15 protein-coding genes and 2 pseudogenes are annotated in these 18,496 nt (G+C 65.3%); 10 read left to right on the top strand and 7 right to left on the bottom strand.

Annotation, left to right across the window (positions count from 1 at the left end):
• Positions 1-10: 10 nt before the first annotated feature.
• Genes JMY28_RS14655 through JMY28_RS14645 form a run of 3 tightly spaced genes read left to right on the top strand, consistent with a single transcriptional unit; the run spans position 11 to position 8,096 of the window.
• Positions 11-3,169, top strand: coding sequence for an efflux RND transporter permease subunit (locus JMY28_RS14655; protein ID WP_201696641.1), 3,159 nt, complete (start codon positions 11-13; stop codon positions 3,167-3,169).
• Positions 3,166-6,480 carry an efflux RND transporter permease subunit gene (locus JMY28_RS14650; protein ID WP_201696640.1) on the top strand — a complete coding sequence of 1,105 codons (3,315 nt, stop codon included), beginning with the start codon at positions 3,166-3,168 and terminating at the stop codon, positions 6,478-6,480. Before JMY28_RS14655 ends, JMY28_RS14650 begins: the two co-directional genes overlap by 4 nt.
• 32 nt (positions 6,481-6,512) lie before the next feature.
• Positions 6,513-8,096 carry an efflux transporter outer membrane subunit gene (locus JMY28_RS14645; protein ID WP_201696689.1) on the top strand — a complete coding sequence of 528 codons (1,584 nt, stop codon included), beginning with the start codon at positions 6,513-6,515 and terminating at the stop codon, positions 8,094-8,096.
• Positions 8,097-8,111: 15 nt separating this feature from the next.
• Here JMY28_RS14645 and JMY28_RS14640 read toward each other — a convergent pair whose 3' ends face one another.
• Both JMY28_RS14640 and nfsB read right to left on the bottom strand, forming a co-directional pair.
• A complete protein-coding gene (locus JMY28_RS14640; protein WP_201696639.1) occupies positions 8,112-8,567 on the bottom strand; it encodes a PACE efflux transporter in 456 nt (151 codons plus the stop codon).
• 88 nt (positions 8,568-8,655) lie between these two features.
• Positions 8,656-9,306 carry an oxygen-insensitive NAD(P)H nitroreductase gene (gene nfsB / locus JMY28_RS14635; protein WP_201696638.1) on the bottom strand — a complete coding sequence of 217 codons (651 nt, stop codon included), beginning with the start codon at positions 9,304-9,306 and terminating at the stop codon, positions 8,656-8,658.
• 153 nt (positions 9,307-9,459) lie between these two features.
• Here nfsB and JMY28_RS14630 point away from each other — a divergent pair.
• The 5 genes and pseudogenes from JMY28_RS14630 to JMY28_RS14610 form a co-directional block, all read left to right on the top strand.
• Positions 9,460-9,603: pseudogene (locus JMY28_RS14630) on the top strand (YjbQ family protein); the annotation flags it as partial.
• 86 nt (positions 9,604-9,689) lie between these two features.
• A complete protein-coding gene (locus JMY28_RS14625) occupies positions 9,690-10,412 on the top strand; it encodes a dienelactone hydrolase family protein (RefSeq protein ID WP_201696637.1) in 723 nt (240 codons plus the stop codon).
• A gap of 126 nt (positions 10,413-10,538) precedes the next feature.
• The gene (locus JMY28_RS14620; RefSeq protein ID WP_201696636.1) at positions 10,539-11,312 is read left to right on the top strand and encodes a bestrophin-like domain; all 774 of its coding nucleotides are present in this window, start codon (positions 10,539-10,541) and stop codon (positions 11,310-11,312) included.
• Between the two features lie 46 nt (positions 11,313-11,358).
• Positions 11,359-11,669 (top strand): annotated as a pseudogene (locus JMY28_RS14615) (cupin).
• 148 nt (positions 11,670-11,817) lie between these two features.
• Positions 11,818-12,522, top strand: a complete 705-nt coding sequence (locus JMY28_RS14610; RefSeq protein ID WP_201696635.1) for a glutathione S-transferase N-terminal domain-containing protein — start codon at positions 11,818-11,820, stop codon at positions 12,520-12,522.
• A gap of 13 nt (positions 12,523-12,535) precedes the next feature.
• Here the strand turns inward: JMY28_RS14610 and JMY28_RS14605 are convergent, their stop codons facing one another.
• Both JMY28_RS14605 and JMY28_RS14600 read right to left on the bottom strand, forming a co-directional pair.
• The gene (locus JMY28_RS14605; protein ID WP_201696634.1) at positions 12,536-13,225 is read right to left on the bottom strand and encodes a DUF4410 domain-containing protein; all 690 of its coding nucleotides are present in this window, start codon (positions 13,223-13,225) and stop codon (positions 12,536-12,538) included.
• Between the two features lie 34 nt (positions 13,226-13,259).
• Entirely contained in the window at positions 13,260-13,877 is a 618-nt protein-coding gene (locus JMY28_RS14600; protein WP_201696633.1) for an HAD family hydrolase, read from the bottom strand.
• Between the two features lie 166 nt (positions 13,878-14,043).
• Between JMY28_RS14600 and JMY28_RS14595 the strand changes: the two genes are divergently transcribed.
• On the top strand, positions 14,044-14,304 hold the full coding sequence (locus tag JMY28_RS14595; RefSeq protein WP_201696688.1) for a hypothetical protein: 261 nt from the start codon (positions 14,044-14,046) through the stop codon (positions 14,302-14,304).
• An 18-nt stretch (positions 14,305-14,322) separates the two neighbouring features.
• Here JMY28_RS14595 and JMY28_RS14590 read toward each other — a convergent pair whose 3' ends face one another.
• Positions 14,323-15,291: a LysR substrate-binding domain-containing protein gene (locus JMY28_RS14590; RefSeq protein WP_201696632.1), complete on the bottom strand. Its 969-nt coding sequence runs from the start codon at positions 15,289-15,291 to the stop codon at positions 14,323-14,325.
• A gap of 5 nt (positions 15,292-15,296) precedes the next feature.
• Positions 15,297-16,376 (bottom strand): tartrate dehydrogenase, encoded by a 1,080-nt coding sequence (locus JMY28_RS14585; protein ID WP_201696631.1) that lies wholly within the window; start codon positions 16,374-16,376, stop codon positions 15,297-15,299.
• A 247-nt stretch (positions 16,377-16,623) separates the two neighbouring features.
• Here JMY28_RS14585 and JMY28_RS14580 point away from each other — a divergent pair, with 247 nt between their 5' ends.
• A complete protein-coding gene (locus tag JMY28_RS14580; protein ID WP_201696630.1) occupies positions 16,624-17,121 on the top strand; it encodes a GAF domain-containing protein in 498 nt (165 codons plus the stop codon).
• Between the two features lie 6 nt (positions 17,122-17,127).
• Here JMY28_RS14580 and JMY28_RS14575 read toward each other — a convergent pair whose 3' ends face one another.
• A complete protein-coding gene (locus JMY28_RS14575; RefSeq protein WP_201696629.1) occupies positions 17,128-18,471 on the bottom strand; it encodes a glycosyltransferase family 87 protein in 1,344 nt (447 codons plus the stop codon).
• Between the last annotated feature and the right edge of the window lie 25 nt (positions 18,472-18,496).

The following is an 18,496-nucleotide window of genomic DNA, read 5'->3' as shown; positions in this document are numbered from 1 at the left end:
CCCAGCGCCGATGAATATTTCGCGTCTCTTCATCCTGCGGCCGGTCGCGACTTCGCTTCTGATGATCGCGATGGTGCTGATCGGCCTCGTCGCGATGAAGTTCCTGCCGGTTTCCTCGCTGCCCGCGGTGGACTACCCCACCATCCAGGTGCAGACCTTCTATCCGGGCGCGAGCCCGAATGTGATGGCGACCACCGTCACGGCGCCGCTCGAAGTGCAGCTGGGTGAAATCCCCGGCCTGCAGCAGATGATCTCGTACAGCTCCGAGGGAGCCTCGGTCATCACGCTGCAGTTCGACCTCTCGCTGAGTCTGGATGTTGCAGAGCAGAACGTGCAGCAGGCCATCAATGCGGCGAACAGCTTCCTGCCGAGCGGTCTGCCCGCGCCGCCGACCTACGCCAAGGTGAACCCGGCCGACCAGCCCATCCTCACGCTCGCGATTACGTCGAAGTCGATGTCGCTCACGCAGTTGCAGGATGCGGCCAACAACCGGCTCGCCACCAAGATTTCCGAAGTGCCGGGCGTGGGCCTCGTCACCACCGCCGGCGGCAACGTGCCCGCCGTGCGCGTGGAGGCCGACCCGCAAAAGCTCGCCGCCTACGGCCTGAATCTCGACGACCTGCGCACGCTGCTCGCCAACGTCAACGTGAGCAACCCGAAGGGCAACTTCGACGGCCCCGAGCTCAACTACACGATCAATTCGAACGACCAGATATCGGACCCGAAGGACTACGAAGACACGGTCATCGCCTATCAGAACGGCTCGCCCGTGTTCATGCGCGACGTGGCGCGCGTGTCCACGGCCGCGCAGGACGTGGAGCGCGGCGCCTGGTACAACAAGGCGCCTGCCATCGTGCTGAACGTGCAGCGTCAGCCGGGTGCGAACGTGATCGCCACCGTCAACCAGATCATGCGGGAGTTGCCGCAGCTCGAAGCGTCGCTCCCCGCGGGCATGCAGGTCACGGTGGTGTCGAACAGCGTGGGCGTGATCCGTGCTTCGGTGAGCGATGCGGCCTTCGAACTCGTGCTCGCCGTGGCGCTCGTGGTCGCCGTGATCTTCGTGTTCCTGCGCAACTTGCCCGCCACCATCATTCCGAGCATCTCGGTGCCGGTCTCGCTGATCGGCACGCTCGCGATCATGTACGAGCTCGGCTACTCGATCGACAACCTCTCGCTCATGGCGCTTATCATCGCCACAGGCTTCGTGGTGGACGACTCGATCGTGATGATCGAGAACATCGTGCGCTACCTGGAGGAAGGCGACAAACCCTTGCAGGCGGCGCTAAAAGGCGCAGGGCAGATCGGCTTCACGATTCTTTCGCTGACCATTTCGCTCATTGCCGTGCTGATTCCGCTGCTCTTCATGGGCGGCGTGATCGGGCGTCTCTTCAGCGAATTCGCCGTGACGCTCGCGGTGACCATCGTGCTTTCCGCCGTCGTCTCGCTCACCGTCGTGCCGATGATGTGCGCGCGCATCCTGCGCGCTCAGGCCGAGCGGCACCCTAGCCGCTTCGAGCGCATCAGCGAGGGGCTCTTCAACAAGACGCTCAACGCGTATGAGCGCGGGCTGCGCTGGGTGCTCGATCACCAGGCGTTCACGCTCATCGTTTTCGTGGTGACCGTCGTGCTCACCGGCCTGCTTTATGTGGTCATTCCCAAGGGCCTGTTTCCCGTGCAGGACGTGGGCGTGCTCCAGGGCATCAGCGTGGCCGACAACTCCATCTCCTACCAGGCGATGGTGCAGCGCCAGTCGGCGCTCGCGGAGCAAATTCTCAAGGACCCCGATGTGGTTTCGCTCACCTCGTACGTGGGCATCGACGGCATTAACAGCACGCTCAACAACGGGCGCTTCCTCATCAACCTGAAACCGCACGACGACCGCTCCGAAACCGCCGACGAAATCGGGCGGCGCATTCAGCAGTCGGTGGCGAAGGTGCCGGGCGTGCGCCTTTATGTGCAGCCCGAGCAGGACCTCACGCTCGACACGACGGTCTCGCGCAACCAGTACAACTTCGTGCTGCGCGGGCCGAGCCAGGAGGCGTTCCTGCAGTACGTGCCCGATCTCGTTGCGCGCATGAAACAGATCCCGTCGATCCGCGACGTCACGAGCGATCTCAACACGGATGGCCTTTCCGTGAACGTCGAAGTGAACCGCCAGCTCGCGGCGCGCTACGGCATCACGGCGGCGACCATCGACAACGCGCTCTACGACGCGCTGGGCCAGCGCATTGTTTCGACCATCTTCCAGCAGTCGGACCAGTACCGCGTGATTCTGGTGGCGAAGCCCGAAGCGCTGCCCACGGTCGAATCGCTCGGCGACCTGTACCTGCCGAGCCAGACGAGCAGCGAGGGCCAGGTGCCGCTCAAGGGCATTGCGAAGATCAGCATCACGCGCTCGCCGCTCATGATCAGCCACCTCGCGCAGTTCCCGTCGGTGACGATCTCGTTCAACCTCGCCGATGGCGCCTCGCTCTCCTCAGCCGTGCGCGACGTACGCAAGGCCGAGGCCGCCGTGAAGCTGCCACCCTCGATCACCTCGTCGTTCCAGGGCGCGGCGCAGGCGTTCGAAGATTCGCTTTCCAGCGAGGTGTATCTGCTGATCGCGGCGCTCGTGGCCGTGTATATCGTGCTGGGCGTGCTCTACGAGAGCTATGTGCACCCGGTCACGATTCTTTCGACGCTGCCCTCGGCCGGCATTGGCGCGCTGCTCGCGCTGATGATCGCGGGCAAGGATCTGGACGTGATCGGCATTATCGGCATCGTGCTCTTGATCGGCATCGTCAAGAAGAACGCCATCATGATGGTGGACTTCGCGCTCGAAGCCGAACGCGTGCATGGCAAGCCGCCGCGCGAGGCCATTTTCGAAGCGTCGCTGCTGCGCTTCAGGCCCATTCTCATGACCACGCTGGCGGCCATGCTCGGCGCGCTGCCCATGCTGCTCGGCAGCGGCACGGGCTCGGAGCTGCGCCGCCCGCTGGGTCTTGCGATCATCGGCGGCCTCACGCTTTCACAGATGCTCACGCTCTTCACGACGCCCGTGATCTATCTGCTCTTCGACCGGCTCGCCGAACGCTTCGGGCGCAAGCGCAAGCCGGAAAGCCACACGGACGGTGACGCAGAAGGCGGTTCCGGCAGCGGCGCGCCACCCGCGCCCGAGGGCACGCCGTGAACCTCTCGGCGCTCTTCATCCGGCGGCCGGTCGCGACGTCACTTCTCGCGATCGCGATCCTCATTTCGGGGACGCTCGCCTTTTTCCGGCTGCCGGTCGCGCCGCTGCCCAACATCGCCTACCCGGTGATCGTGGTGCAGGCCAACATGGCGGGCGCGAGCCCGGACATCATGGCGTCGACCGTAGCCGAGCCGCTGGAGCGGCGCCTCGGCACCATCGCCGACGTGAGCCAGCTCACGTCGATCAGCAACACGGGCTCGGCGCTCATCGTGGTCGTGTTCGGCCTGAACCGCGACATCAATGGCGCGGCGCGCGACGTAGAGGCCGCCATCCAGGCCGCGCGCGCCGACCTGCCCACTACGCTGCGCAGCAACCCGACCTACCGCCAGTACAACCCTGCGAGCGCGCCGATCATGGTGCTCGCGCTCACCTCGGAAACGCTCACCAAGGCGCAGCTCTACGATTCCGCCGATTCGGTCATCCAGCAGCAGCTCTCGCAGGTGGACGGCGTGGGTCAGATCACGCTGGGCGGCGGCGCGCTGCCCTCGGTGCGCGTGGAGCTGGAACCGGGCAAGCTCAACAGCTACGGCATCGGGCTCGAAGACGTGCGCGCGTCCATTGGCGCGGCCAACGCCGACAGCGCGAAAGGCCACATCGATCAGGGCAACCAGCGCTACACGGTGATCTCGAACGACCAGATCAGCAACGCCGCGCCGTTCCGCGACGTCGTGATCGCGTATCGCAACGGCTCGCCCGTGTTCCTGCGCGACGTGGCCTCGGTCATCGATTCGAACGAAAACATCCGCAACGCAGGCCTCTACAACGGCAAGTCGTCCGTGCTCGTGATCGTCTACCCGATGCCGGGCAGTAACGTCGTGAAGACGGTGCAGCAGATCCGCGCGCGCCTGCCCGCCATCGAAGCCGCGCTGCCCGCCACGATCAAGGTGGACGTGGCAATCGACCGCTCCGAGTCCGTGCGCGCCTCCGTGGCCGACACCGAGCGCACACTCTTCATTGCCGTGCTGCTCGTGATCGGCGTGGTGTTCGTGTTCCTGCTCTCGCCGCGCGCCACGCTCATTCCCGCCGTGGCGCTGCCGCTTTCCATCGTGGGCACGTTCGGGCCCATGTACCTGCTCGGCTACAGCATCGACAATCTCTCGCTCATGGCGCTCACCATCGGCACCGGCTTCGTGGTGGACGACGCCGTGGTGGTGCTGGAGAACATCGTGCGCCACATCGAGGCCGGCATGGAGCCCAAGGATGCGGCGCTCAAAGGCGCGGGCGAAGTCGGCTTCACGGTGCTCTCCATGAGCCTCTCGCTCATCGCCGTGTTCCTGCCCATTCTGCTGATGCCCGGCATCGTGGGCCTGCTCTTTCACGAGTTCGCGATGACGCTCTCCATCGCGATCCTCATCTCGCTCGTGATCTCGCTTACCGTCACGCCCACCATGTGCGCCTACGTGCTCAAGCGCGAAGCGCTGCACCGCAAGCCCTCGCGCGCGGCCGTGTGGATCAACGCACAGTTCGAGCGCTTCAAGCAGTTCTATTCGCGTACGCTCGACGTCGCGCTCAATCACGCGCGGCTCACGATCTTCATCTTGTTCGCGCTGCTGGTCGGCAACGTGTTTCTTGCGCGGCTGCTTTCCGGCACGTTCTTCCCCGAGCAGGACACCGGCATTCTGATCGGGCAGATCATTGCGGACCAGAGCATTTCGTTCACGGCGATGGAGAAGAAGCTCGCGCAACTGCAGGCCATCGTGAAGGCCGACCCTGCCGTGCAGTCGGTGGCGGGCTTCACGGGCGGGCGGGCACTCAATACGGCCACCGTGTTCGTCGAGCTGAAGCCGCTTTCCGAGCGGCGCCTGACGGCCACCGAGGTCGTGAACCGCCTGCGCCCCAAGCTCAATGCCGTTTCGGGCGCACGGTTGTTCATGCAGGCGCAGCAGGATCTGCAGATCGGCGGACGGCAGTCGGCGGCCGAGTATCAATACACGCTCACGAGCGACGACGCCGACGCCCTCTTCACCTGGGTGCCGCGTCTCGTGGACGAGCTGAACAAGCACCGCGGCCAGATGTCGGACGTGAATTCGGACTTGCAGCAAAACGGTCTGGAGGCCTACATGACGGTGCAGCGCTCGACCGCCAAGCGCTATGGGTTCGATCCGAACCAGGTGGACAACGTGCTCTACGACGCCTTCGGCCAGCGCACCGTCTCGACCATCTACAACGCGATCAACCAATACTTCGTCGTGATGGAAGTCGCGCCGCAGTATTGGCAGTTTCCGCAGTCGTTCCAGGATATCTGGCTGAGCACCGCGGCGGGCAACGCGAGCGGCGCGGCGCAAACGCAGATGCCGTCGAGCGTCATCTCGGGCGTCACGCCTTTCACGGCTGTGACCACGACCACCGCAACGGGCACCGCAACCAACGAGCGCAACGCCAACGCGGTGGCCAACCAGCAAAACAACGCGATTGCCAACAGCAAGGGCGGCAGCTCGAGCGGCAGCGCGGACAGTACGGCCGCCGAAACCATGGTGCCGCTCATGGCGCTCATGGACTGGAAAACGCGCCATACGGCCACGCAGGTCAATCACCAGGGCACGGAAGTGGCGGGCACGATTTCGTTCAACTTGCCCAAGGGCGGCTCGCTTTCCGAGGCCGGCGATATCATCGCGCAAGCCGAGCGCGACATCGGCATGCCCGCCTCCATTCACGGCGCGTTCGCGGGCGCGGCTCAGGCCTACGCGCAGTCCATGGGCGTCGTCCCGCTGCTCATTCTCGCCGCGCTGGCCGTCGTCTATATCGTGCTCGGCGTACTGTACGAAAACACCATCCACCCGCTCACGATCCTCTCCACGCTGCCCTCGGCCGGCATTGGCGCGATCCTCGCCATGCTGATCTTCGGCACGCCGTTCTCGGTGATCGCGATGATCGGCATCATCCTGCTCATTGGTATCGTGAAGAAGAACGGCATCATGATGGTCGACGTCGCCATCCAGCTGCAGCGCAACGAAGGCATGGAAGCGCGCCGCGCGATTCACGAAGCCGCCGTGGTGCGGCTGCGCCCGATCATGATGACGACCTTCGCCGCCGTGCTCGGCGCGCTGCCGCTCGCCATCGGCATCGGCCAGGGCGCTTCGCTGCGCCAGCCGCTCGGCGTGACGGTCATGGGCGGCCTGCTCCTGAGCCAGGTCTTTACCCTCTACACCACGCCAGTGATTTACCTGTTCCTCGACCGCCTGCGCGCACGCCTCGCGCGCTGGGCCGCGCGCCTGCCGTGGAATCGTCAGGCCGATGAGAGCGCATCATGATGAAGACTCGCCTTAACCCATCGCTCATGCGAATGCTGATCTCCGCCGCCGGACGCGCGGCCACGCGCACGCTGCCGCTCGCGCCCCTCACCGCCGCGCTGCTGCTCTCGGGCTGCATGGTCGGGCCGGATTACCACCGGCCCCAGGTCGCCGTGCCCGCCACCTGGAAGGAGCTGCCCGGCTGGACCCAGGCCGATCCCGAAGCGGCCCAAGGCCCCAAAGGCGAATGGTGGACCGCCTTCCAGGACCCGCTGCTCGATGAACTGGAACCGCTCGTCGAGGTGTCGAACCAGACCGTGCGGCAGAGCTACGCCAACTACCAGGAAGCGCTCGCCGAAGTGCGCGTGGCGCGTGCGAGCCTCTTTCCGACCATCGGCATTACCGGCTCCCTTGCGCGCGAGCGCTCCTCCACGGGCACGCTCAGCAGCGTGAGCAGCATCACGTCCACGCCGAGCGGCGCGCGCATCGTCAACGGCGGCACGCTCGAAGGCAACGCGAGCTGGGACATCGACCTCTGGGGCCAGGTGCGTCGCCAGATCGAGGAACAGTCGGCCACGGCGCAGGCGAGTGAGGCCACGTTGGCCAACGCTACGTTATCCGAACAAATCGCGTTGGCGAACGCCGTGATCGATCTACGTATCACCGACGCCGATATCGACCTGCTCACGCATACCGTGCAGGCGTACACGGACTTCCTGCGCGTGGTAGCCAACCAGGACCAGGCGGGTACCGTCCCGCCGTCCGATCTGGTGTCCGCGCGCACGCAGCTCGAATCGGCCCGCGCGAGCCTGATCGCGCTGGGCGTGGCGCGTGCGCAAAACGAGCACGCCATTGCGGTGCTCGTGGGCCGCAACCCCGAAGAGGTCGATATCCCGCACAGCACGCAGCTTCCCGCGCTGCCCGCCATTCCCGCCGGCGTGCCCTCCACGCTGCTGCAGCGGCGGCCCGACATTGCGACCGCCGAACGCCAGATGGCGTCGGCCAACGCGGCGATCGGCGTGGCGGTGGCCGCGTACTATCCGTCGATCTCGCTCACCGCGCTCGATGGCTTCACGCAGTCGCCGCTTTCGGGTCTGCTGCACATGAGCAACTACGTGTGGTCGCTCGGCGCGAGCGCGACACAGACGATCTTCGACGGCGGCCAGCGCAGCGGCCAGGTGGCGGCCGCGCGCGCGGGCTATGACGCGGCGGTGGCGAACTACCGCGGCACGGTGCTGACGGCGTTTCAGGGTGTGGAGAACGATCTCTCCGGGCTGCGCATCCTCGCGCAGCAGGCCGAAGTGCTCGACGCCGCCGTACGCGACGCGACGCGCGGCGCGCAGATCGCGCAAAACGAATACGAGGCGGGAACGGTGGACTACACGACGGTCGCCACGGCGCTGGCCACGCAGGTGACCAATCAGCAGAGCGCGCTGAACGTGCAGCAGCAGCGGCTGCTCGATGCGGCTTCGCTGATCGGCGACCTGGGCGGCGGCTGGTCCGGGCAGCTGCACGATGCGCAGCATCCCACACGCGCGGTGACGCCGGCTTCCGGCGCTGCGGTTCCGGCGGCGAGTGTGAGCCGTCCGGCGAACGTGGAGGCGAGCCGGGCGCAGGGCGCGGCTCAAAGTCCTTGATCGAGAGAGCCCGCGCTACGCGCGCGGTTGCGTTTCCGAAGCGGTCGTCACGGGCATGGCGGAGGCCGGTAGCCCGAACACGGCATCGAAGATCAAGTTGTAGACGTAGTTGTAGACGAGAAAGAACACCGACAGCCCGATATCCATCACGAACGCCTCGATCAACGGGACTTGCAGCGTGAGCGCGATCATCGGCACGAGAAACACCACGAGGCCGCCCTCGAAGCCGACCGCATGCGCCAGGCGGCGCGCGACGCTGCGGCCGCGTTTCGTCTGGCGCGCTTCCCAGCGCTCGAACAGCAGGTTGTAGACGAAGTTCCAGCCCACCGCGATCAGCGAGGAAAACACCGCCGCGGCGCCCGCGCGGTTCATGCCGCTGCCCGAGAGCGAGGCGAAGCTCGAGCCGGTAATCAGGATCGCGATGCCTTCGAACAACGTGAGGTACACAACCCGGCGTTTGATACCCTGCATGGACGAATGCTCCTGATGCGGCTCCCGCGTGGCTTCGGGCGGTGTCAATCGCCGCGCTTTCTGCGAGCGCGGCGAAACCCTTCGCGAATCAACCCAGATCGGTAAATACCGAAGCCGCAGACAAGCGCGACTTCGGCAGCTTCGCGTTGAAGTCATCGGCACCACGGTAGCCAAGGCCAATCACCACGAGCGCGGTGAGGCCCTGCTCGCGCAGGCCCAGTTCCTCGTCGAGCGCACGGGCGTCGAAGCCTTCCATCGGGCAGGCGTCGATTTCGAGCGTCGATGCGCCGATCAGCAGCGTGCCGAGCGCGAGATACGCCTGCTTCTCCATCCACGCGGGCAGGTCATCGCGCTCGCGATGCAGGTTGACGTAGAACGAGCGCGTCTTTTCCTGACCCGCTTTCGCTTCGGCATTGGCGAAGCGGCCGTCCGCTTCTTCCTGCGCGAGCACGTCGGCGAGGTGGGCTTCGTCCATGTCGGTGCGCACGCACAGCACCACCACGTGCGAGGCGCGCGTGACCTTCGGTTCGTTGTATGCGAAACCTTCCATGCCCCGGGCGATACGCGCGCGTGCAGCGTCGCTTTGCGCCAGCACGAAATGCCACGGCTGCGAGTTCACCGACGAAGGGCTGAAGCGGATCAGCTCCTTGAGTTCATCGATGACAGCGGCGGGAATCTTGCGGGCGGGATCGAACGCCTTGGTGGCGTGGCGTGCTTTCGCGAAGCGGGTGAGGTTCAAGCGGTTTTCTCCTTCGTGTGCGCTCGGCCGGGGCAGTCGCCGGCCAGGCCGACATCGTACCAGCATCGTACGCTGGCCGCGGGAGCGTTCTGCGCGTCGGGCGCACCTGCGCTATGCTTGAAGGTTCAAATTGCCGTGACGGCCCGCCAGCCACGCGCCGCGGCCACGCACACGCAGCTCTCGATTCCGGTCGAGCACGGCAGTCCCGTGCTGGGCACGTGGCAGGGCATCTATGTGTTCGAACATCGGCGCGCGGCGCACACGCGCGATATCGTGCTGCATCTGATCGGCGAATGAGCGCCTCAGGTGCACACACACAAATCCCGTACGCAAGCGCTATGCTTGCGTCTTTCGTTCAACCGACTCACCGAGGGTTGCCCCAAATGAAACAGTCCGCCGGTTCCATGATTTCCTTTACCCGCCCTGACGGCCAGTCGCTCCAGGGTTATCTCGCCAGGCCGGAAAAGACCGAAGGCGCGCCCGCCATCGTCGTGATCCAGGAGTGGTGGGGTTTGAACGACCAGATCCGCGGCGTGGCCGACCGGCTCGCGCAGGCGGGCTACCTCGCGCTCGTGCCCGACCTGTATCGCGGCAAGAGCACGGTCGAACAGGAAGAGGCCCACCATCTGATGACGGGTCTCGACTTCGCCGACGCGGCCTCGCAGGACGTGTTCGGCGCGGTCAATTATCTGAAGACGCTCACGGACCGCGTGGGCGTGACGGGCTACTGCATGGGCGGCGCGCTCACGCTGCTCGCGGCAACCATGATCCCGGGCCTTTCGGGCGCCGTGGTGTGGTACGGCTTCCCGCCGCTCGACTACATCGATGCGAGCAAGATCACCGCACCCGTCCTCGGCCACTTCGCGACCCAGGACCAGGCGTTCAACATCGAAACCGTGGCGGAGCTCGAAACGAAGCTCAAGAACGCCAACGTCGATGTCGAATTCCATCGCTATCTTGCCCATCACGCGTTCGCGAACGAGACCGCCGTGGGCCCGACCCGCATCGCCATCACGCAGTACGACCCGGTCTGGGCACAGCTCGCGTGGGACCGCTCGCTGACGTTCTGGGGCCGCACGCTGTGGCCGCAACGCGCGGCGCGCTGAAGCGCTGACAGCGTCCCGCGCCGGCGCGCGGATGTGTCGTAGAATCGGCGTCGCCCCGCCTCACGCGGGCGACGCCGATTTGCATTGCAGCGCCTTCGTCCCTCTCACGCGCCTCGCGGAGACTTTATGACGCCGCTCATCCTCCAGCGCCCTGCGCTTCTGTTCATCGTGCTGATCGTGGTACTGCCGCTTGCCGCCGGGCTGGGCACGAGCGTACTGCACCGACACTTCCCGCTCGCCGAGGAGGCGCGCGAGAACTACAGGATCGTGCAGGGCGCGACGCTCACGCTGCTCGCGCTCTTGATCGGGTTCGCGCTCTCGATGGCCGTGAGCCGCTACGACCAGCGCAAGAACCTGGAGGAAGATGAAGCCAATGCGATCGGCACGGAATACCTGCGCGCCGATCTGCTTGGCGCCGAGACGGCTGCCCAGACCAAGGCACTGCTCGCGCGCTACCTTCAGGCGCGCATCCAGTTCTATGTTGTGCACGACGCTGCCAGACTCGATCAGCTCAACCGCAACACCAGCGAGCTCCAGACGCAGCTCTGGGCGAACGTGCGCGACGCCGCGAAGGCGCAGCCAAATCCGGTGATGGCGCTCGTGGTCGGCGGCATGAACGACGTCATCAACGCCCAGGGCTACACGCAGGCCGCGTGGATCAATCGCATTCCCGTCGCCGCGTGGTCGCTGATGATCGTCATCGCCATCTTCAGCAACCTGATGCAGGGCTACGGCGCGCACGGCGAGGTCGGCAGGCGCGTACTGCTGCTTGTCCTGCCCATTACGGTCACGCTGTCACTCACGCTCATCGCCGATATCGACAGCCCGCGCGGCGGCCTCATTCGCGTCGCGCCGCTCAATCTGATGAGTCTCGCGCAATCCATCCCTGCGAATCCTTGAGCGCCACTTCGCGGCGCCGCATGATCGCGTCCAAGCCCGTACAGCCATGAAAGTCATCCGCTCCAGAACCTTCACTGCCAGCCGCCCCTGGGGCGCGCTCGACATCGCCAACATGAGCGGCACCACCGTGCGCCTGCACTGGACCGACCAGCCGTACAAATGGCACGTCAACGATGGCGAGGAAGTGTTCGCCGTGCTCGACGGCGTGGTCGACATGCATTACCGCGAAGACGGTGTGGAAGAGGTCGCGGTGCTCGAAGCCGGCGACGTGTTCTTCGCGGGCGTGGGCTGCGAGCATGTCGCGCATCCGCGGGCGAGGCGCGCATTCTCGTGGTCGAGCGTGAAGGCAGCGTGTAAGCCGCGTCTTGCGGCGAAAAGACGGCGCGCGCCATTTCCACTAAACTTGGCGGCCTGAATCCACTCCCGCCTCTCAATCAGGCCGTGGCGGGCCTTGCTCGGCTCGCGCCCTGGCGCTGAACGACTCTCTGGACTGCAAGGACATCGCATGAACGACCTTTCCGCATTTCCCATCACCCGCAAGTGGCCGGCGCTTCATCCCGAGCGCATCCAGCTGTACTCGCTGCCCACGCCCAACGGCGTCAAGGTCTCGATCATGCTGGAGGAAAGCGGCCTGCCCTACGAGCCGCATCTGGTGCGCTTCGACTCGAACGACCAGATGTCGCCGGAATTCCTCTCGCTGAACCCCAACAACAAGATTCCCGCGATCCTCGATCCGAACGGTCCAAGCGGCGAGCCGCTCGCGCTCTTCGAGTCGGGCGCGATCCTCATCTATCTCGCCGACAAGTGCGGCCGCTTCCTCGCCCGCGAAGGCGCGGCGCGCTACGAAACGATCCAGTGGGTCATGTTCCAGATGGGCGGCATTGGCCCGATGTTCGGCCAGGTGGGCTTCTTCCACAAATTCGCGGGCAAGGAGTACGAGGACAAGCGTCCGCGCGACCGCTACGTCGCCGAATCGCGGCGTCTGCTCGCCGTGCTCGACCAGCGCCTTGAGGGGCGCAAGTGGATCATGGGCGACGAGTACACCATTGCCGACATCGCCACGTTTGGTTGGGTGCGCAACCTTGTTGGCTTCTACGAGGCCGGCGACCTTGTGGGTTACGCCGATTTCAGGAACGTCGCACGCGTGCTCGAGGCGTACCTCGCGCGGCCGGCGGTCGAGCGCGGGCTCAACATTCCGCCGCGCGGCTGAGGCCAGGGCGTCGTCATTGCGGCGCTGCTCTCACGCGCGCCGCGACCGAATCGGCCACTTCGGCCGCCGCCCGGTCCACGTTCTTGCGGTCATCGGCGCGCGCCAGCACGAATTTGGCCGCGGCCACATAGGGATTGAGTGCGATAGCCGCGCCGGCGCCCGGCTTCGCGTGGCTCGACTCGCTGTCGATCACCTGATAAAGCGGCTGCGGCGCCTGGGTGGCGAGGTCGTCCACGGCCACCGCCAGCTCGATCTGGCTTGCGCCCGAACCGAAGCCCACCACCGCGCGCCGCAAGCTGTTGCCTTCGTCCACGCTCAAGAATACGCCGCGCACCAGCCAGCCCTGTGCGGGCAGCGGCGCGCCACTGTGCAGGCGGCGTGCGTCGAGGCCTTTCGCGCGCAGGTCATTCACCAGCGCATCGGCCATTTTCGTGACGACTTGATCGGCCTGCTGCTGCGGGTCGCGGTGGCGCAACAGCGGCCTTGGCAGCAGGCCGCCCATGTGCTCGCGCGCATTCTCCACAGGATTCGAATCCTGTTTGACGTTGCCCGCGTCGAGTTCGAAATCCGTCACGTAGACGAGCGGCGCGCCAGGCGCAGGTCCTGGCGCCGCGGGCGCGCCCAGTACTTGCCCCGAGGCAAGCGGCGCGAACGCGCACAGCCAGAGCGTCGCGACCAGGTTCCAGTGCCATTGCATCTTCATCGCATGCTCCCGTATGTTCGCCATCAACCGTCGATCAACCTTCGATCAACCCGAGCCGCGCAAGGTCACGCGCGAGCGAATCGGCTTCGACGAAGTGACACGCCTGCAAACCCGCGTCGAGCGCGCCCGTCACATTTGCTTCGCTGTCGTCGATGAAAAGCGTTTCCTGTGGCTGGGCGCCGAGCTCTGCCACGCAGCCAAGATAGGTCTGCGCAGCCGGCTTGACCGCGCCGAATGTCGCCGACGAATAGATCTGCGAACCGAAAAGCCGCGCAACGGGCGGATTCAGATAATCGAGGTGATGCGTGACGAGCGAGCAATTGTTGGTGAGCACAGCAATGCGGCACCGCACGGCCACGCGCTGCGCCAAAGCGAGCGCCGCCTCGTTCGGCGTGATCGAGGCGCGCCGCGAAGCGAGCCACACGTCGCGGCCCACTTCGCAGCCGAGCATGACGCCGAGCGCGCGCAGATAAGCATCCGGGTCGATCTCACCCGCGTCGGCGCGCGCCTCGAGGCCCGAGCCCCAGATTGCGTGGCGCACGGTTGCAGGCGGCGCGCCAGTGGAGGCCGCGAGGCTCGCCACACGCGCCTCGCGATCGTAGTGGGACAGCACGCCTTCCATGTCGAACAGGACTACGCCGATCGCCGTCATCTGCCGCTCCCGCCACGAAATGTCCAACTGCGGTCCCACCCAGTCCGCTGCCGATCATACCGCCGGCCCGCGGTAAGCGGCACACAAGCAGGCACGGCAGGCACAAGCACGGCGCGCGATGATCGCGCCCCGAAACCCTCATTGGATTTTGGGTAAACTGGGACGCATGGACACCTGCCGTTACTGCGGAAAATTGCGCGACGAATGGGATTGCCACGGGCCAGCGTGCCGTCAGGCGATCGCGCAGGCGCTGCGCCGCCAGCGCAAGGGGCTGCCGTTGGTGGCGAACGTGATCCGCAATGAAATTCCTGCCGACGCCACCACCGGCCAGATCATCACCGTGCTTTCGCGCCAGCGGCAGCGCGCGCGGCGCGGCAACGAGGAACGGCGCGAGCGCAAAGCGCTCGATATCCCCGAAGGCGAGTAAGGTAGCCGCTCACGCTCGCTAGCGCCCGCCCTCGTCCTCGTCCTCGTTCGCAGGTGCGGAAATGCCGATGCGCGCGAACGTTTCCTCCAGATGATTCACGCACACGCGCACTTTCGCAGACTGCGCGAGCCGCGCCGGGTACACGGCCCAGACATTGGCCGGCTGCGTGACGCCGGGCAGCACGCGCTGCAGGCGCCCGCTTTCCAGCAAGGGCGCCACGTCCCACATCGAGCGCAGCACGACGCCGCGCCCCGCCAGCGCCCACTGCACAGCCACCTCGCCGTGATTGGTGGAGAGCGGTCCAGCCACCTTGACTGAAACCGGTTCGCCATGCGCGTCCAAGCGCCATACGCCAAACGGATGATCACGCTCCTTGATCGCGAGACACGCATGCTCCGCGAGATCGGCGACCTCCTGGGGCGCGCCGCGCCGCGCGAGATACGCGGGCGCCGCGCATAGCACGCGATAGTTCGTGGCGAGACGCCGCGCGATCAGATGGCCGGCGATCTCGTCGCCGATACGCACGTCGAGGTCGAAGCCCTCGCCTGCCACGTCGACGAGCCGGTCGAACAGTTCGAGCCGCACGCTCAGTTGGGCATACCGCTCGGAAAGGCTCGCGAGCGCAGGCGCGACGAAATTGCGGCCAAAGCCGAAGCTGCTCGACACGCGCAGCGTGCCGCGCGGAATGCGCCGCGTGGTGGAGACGTCATCCACGAGCCGCTCGACGTCGTCGAGGATCTTGCCGGCCGACGCATAGACGCGCTCGCCCGCCTCGGTCATCGCGACACGCCGCGTCGAGCGGTGCAACAGGCGCGTGCCGAGACGCGCCTCGAGCACGCCCACGCGCTTGCTCACATAGGCCGGCGACGCCGCAAGCGCTTCTGCCGCCGCGCTGAAACTCGCCTTGCGCGCGACCATGCAGAACACGCGCAAGTCATCGAGCTCGGGCGACGCTACGGCTTTCGGTGCTTTCGGTGCGTCGGGCATGTGCGTCACAGCGCGGCGGCTACCGCTTCGCCCAGCGCGGTCGTGTTCGCCGTGCCGCCCATGTCGGGCGTGCGCGGGCCTTCCACCAGCACCTTCTCGATGGCCTGCATGATCGCGTCGTGCGCGGCCTTGTATTGCGCGTCGCCGTTGCCGAGGAAGTCGAGCATCATGGCGCCCGACCAGATCATCGCGATGGGGTTGGCGATCTGCTTGCCGAAGATGTCGGGCGCGGAACCGTGCACCGGCTCGAACAGCGACGGGAACTTGCGCTCGGGGTTCAGGTTCGCCGACGCCGCCAGACCGATCGTACCCGTGCAGGCGGGGCCGAGGTCCGAAAGAATATCGCCGAAGAGGTTCGATGCGACGACCACGTCGAAGCGATCGGGCTGCAGCACGAAGCGCGCGCACAGAATATCGATGTGCTGCTTGTCCCACTTCACTTCCGGGTACGTCTGCGCCATGGCCGCCACGCGCTCGTCCCAATACGGCATGCTGATCGAAATGCCGTTCGATTTCGTCGCGGCCGTGAGCTTTTTGCGGCCTCGATTGTTCGCCAGTTCGAACGCGTACTTGAGAATGCGGTCCACGCCCTGACGCGTGAACACCGACTCCTGCAGCACGAATTCGCGCTCGGTGCCTTCGAACATCTTGCCGCCCACCGAGCTGTACTCGCCCTCGGTGTTTTCGCGCACCACGTAAAAGTCGATGTCGCCAGGCTTGCGATTGGCGAGCGGGCACGGCACGCCGGGCAACAGACGCACCGGGCGCAGGTTCACGTACTGGTCGAATTCGCGGCGGAACTTCAGCAGCGAGCCCCACAGCGAAATGTGATCGGGCACCTTGTCCGGCCAACCCACCGCGCCGAAATAGATCGCGTCGAACCCCTTGAGCGTGGCGAACCAGTCGTCGGGCATCATCTTGCCGTGCTCGAGGTAGTAGTCGCAGCTTGCCCAGTCGAAATGCGTGAATTCGAGCTTCAGGCCGAACTTCGCGGCCGCCGCCTCGACGACGCGTACGCCCTCGGGCATCACTTCCTGGCCGATACCGTCACCGGCAATAGCGGCGATTCTGAATGTCTTGCTCATGTCGCGTTCTCCGTTTCTGTCTGTCCTGACGGGCCAGCATGCCTGAAAACCCGCCAGCGACCAGCCCCGCAGGCGTGGACAGATTCAACACAAAACGTGAATAATCGCACGAGTGCGCGCCACGGTCCATGCACGAGCAAGTATTGAACGCCCGGCGATTTCCTGCCAATGCCCGATCTCGCCTAAACTCTCGGTTGGCTCCACCGCGCCTTTCGCTGGACCGGCGCATATCCTGATCGATCGACTTATGTTCTCGCTTTCCGACACCCTTCCTTCCGACAAACCCGCCCTCTACGCATCGCTCGCCGCACAGGCGCGCTCGCTGATCGAAGACGAAACCGACGTCATCGCGAACGCGGCGAACTTCGCTTCACTCGTGTTTCATTCGCTCGAAGGTCTGAACTGGGCGGGCTTCTATTCGTTCGACGGCACCGAGCTCGTGGTCGGTCCGTTCCAGGGCAAACCGGCGTGCGTGCGCATTCCCATCGGCAAGGGCGTATGCGGCACGGCAGCGGCTACGCGGCAAACGCAGGTGGTCCCCGACGTGCACGCGTTTGCGGGGCATATTGCGTGCGATTCGGCTTCGCAGTCGGAAATCGTCGTGCCCCTCGTCACGCCGGACGGCGAGCTGATCGGCGTATGGGACGTGGACAGCCCGCATCTCGCGCGCTTCGACGAAGAGGACGCGAAAGGCATGGAATTGCTGTGCCGCACGTTCATCGAGTACGGTATGAAGCGCCGTTAAGCGCGGCTAAAAACCACGCTCAAGCGCGTTGCCCGATGTCTGCGGCAGCGCCCCGTCGCTGGACCAGTGCACCATTGCCAGCAGGGCGAGCACACCGAGAAAAGTCCAGGAGCCGCCCAGCCAGTGTCCCGTCAAAAGGAACGATACGCTCAGGATAGTCAGCCCGAGCGCGCGCTCGTTCGGCGCCTTTCGGGCCAGCAACGTGAACAGCGTCGCGACATAGACCACGGGCAGCAGACCGAAGTGATGCTCCCACGCAATCGGCGAGGCGAGCGTAAACGTCAGCCCTGCGCGCAGGAAATCCTGGAGGCTCGAGGCCTCGCTGCGTCGCGGCCTCACGAGCGCAGCCGCGATCAGGATGATCGACGTGGCAAGGGTGCCCAGGTAGACGGCCGGTTGATACGGCGGGAACCCGTGAGCATCGAACACGGCCACGTTGCCGTGCGCGAACATCCGGTTGAGCAGACCATTGAAAGACTGGTTGGCGATATACGACTCACCGGTGCGTGAAAGCTCGTGCAACACCCTCAGATAGTCGAGGTGGTTCTGCCAGCCGAAGGTGGCAACTGCCAGGAGGTTGCCCGCCACCGCGACGACACCCCATGCGAGCACGAAGCGCCACTCACGCCGCCAAGCGCCCCATACGAGGAACAGCGCGAGTTGCGGTTTGATCAGGCAAGCGAGGCCAATCAGCACGCCCGCCGCGCCTTTGCGCCCCGAGAGCCACGCAAGCGCGGCCACCGAAAATAGTGCATTGATCCAGACTTGGATCTGGCCCAGTTCAAACGCCTTGCCTACCGGGTAGTACAACAAGGTCGCGAGCGCCACCATGATCCCGAGATGGACCCGGAACGGGGCATAGCAATCCTCGCGAGCGGCGAGCTTCGTGGCGATCAGTGCATTGACAACGCAATTGAACGCAATCACCCACCCGTTGATGTCGTTCAGCATGAGGTTGTTCAGCTTCACACCCATGCGCGCGAGCCAGTCGAACAGCAGCAGGCTGCTCGGCGGGTATTGAAACTTGATGTGGTCGACGAAGAAAAGTTGTTCGTAGAGCCGACCGCCGGGATGCTGCGCAAACCAGTTCAACGCCGCCAGCATGGCGTTCCACGAATCGCCGTATTCACCGCCACGCACAAAATGGCTCAACCACCGAAACGCGTGGCCAAGCGCACCGGGGGTCTGCAAATCGTGCCAACGCCCGTTGCCGAGCCGGATGATCTCATCGAAGACTGGCGAGACGACTAGCACGAAGAAACAGAGGTAAATGATCTGGCGGCGCACGCGCGCATGATTGCCGGAGACTCCGTACTGCGGTCGCAGACGCGTATTCGAAATGATGTCCATGGCGGCTTTAGCGGTCGGATAACCA

The sequence above is a fragment of the Paraburkholderia hiiakae genome (assembly GCF_904848665.1).
Taxonomy (GTDB): domain Bacteria; phylum Pseudomonadota; class Gammaproteobacteria; order Burkholderiales; family Burkholderiaceae; genus Paraburkholderia; species Paraburkholderia hiiakae.
The sequence above is the reverse complement of the archived record's forward strand: the minus strand, read 5'-3'. Positions and strand labels throughout refer to the sequence as shown.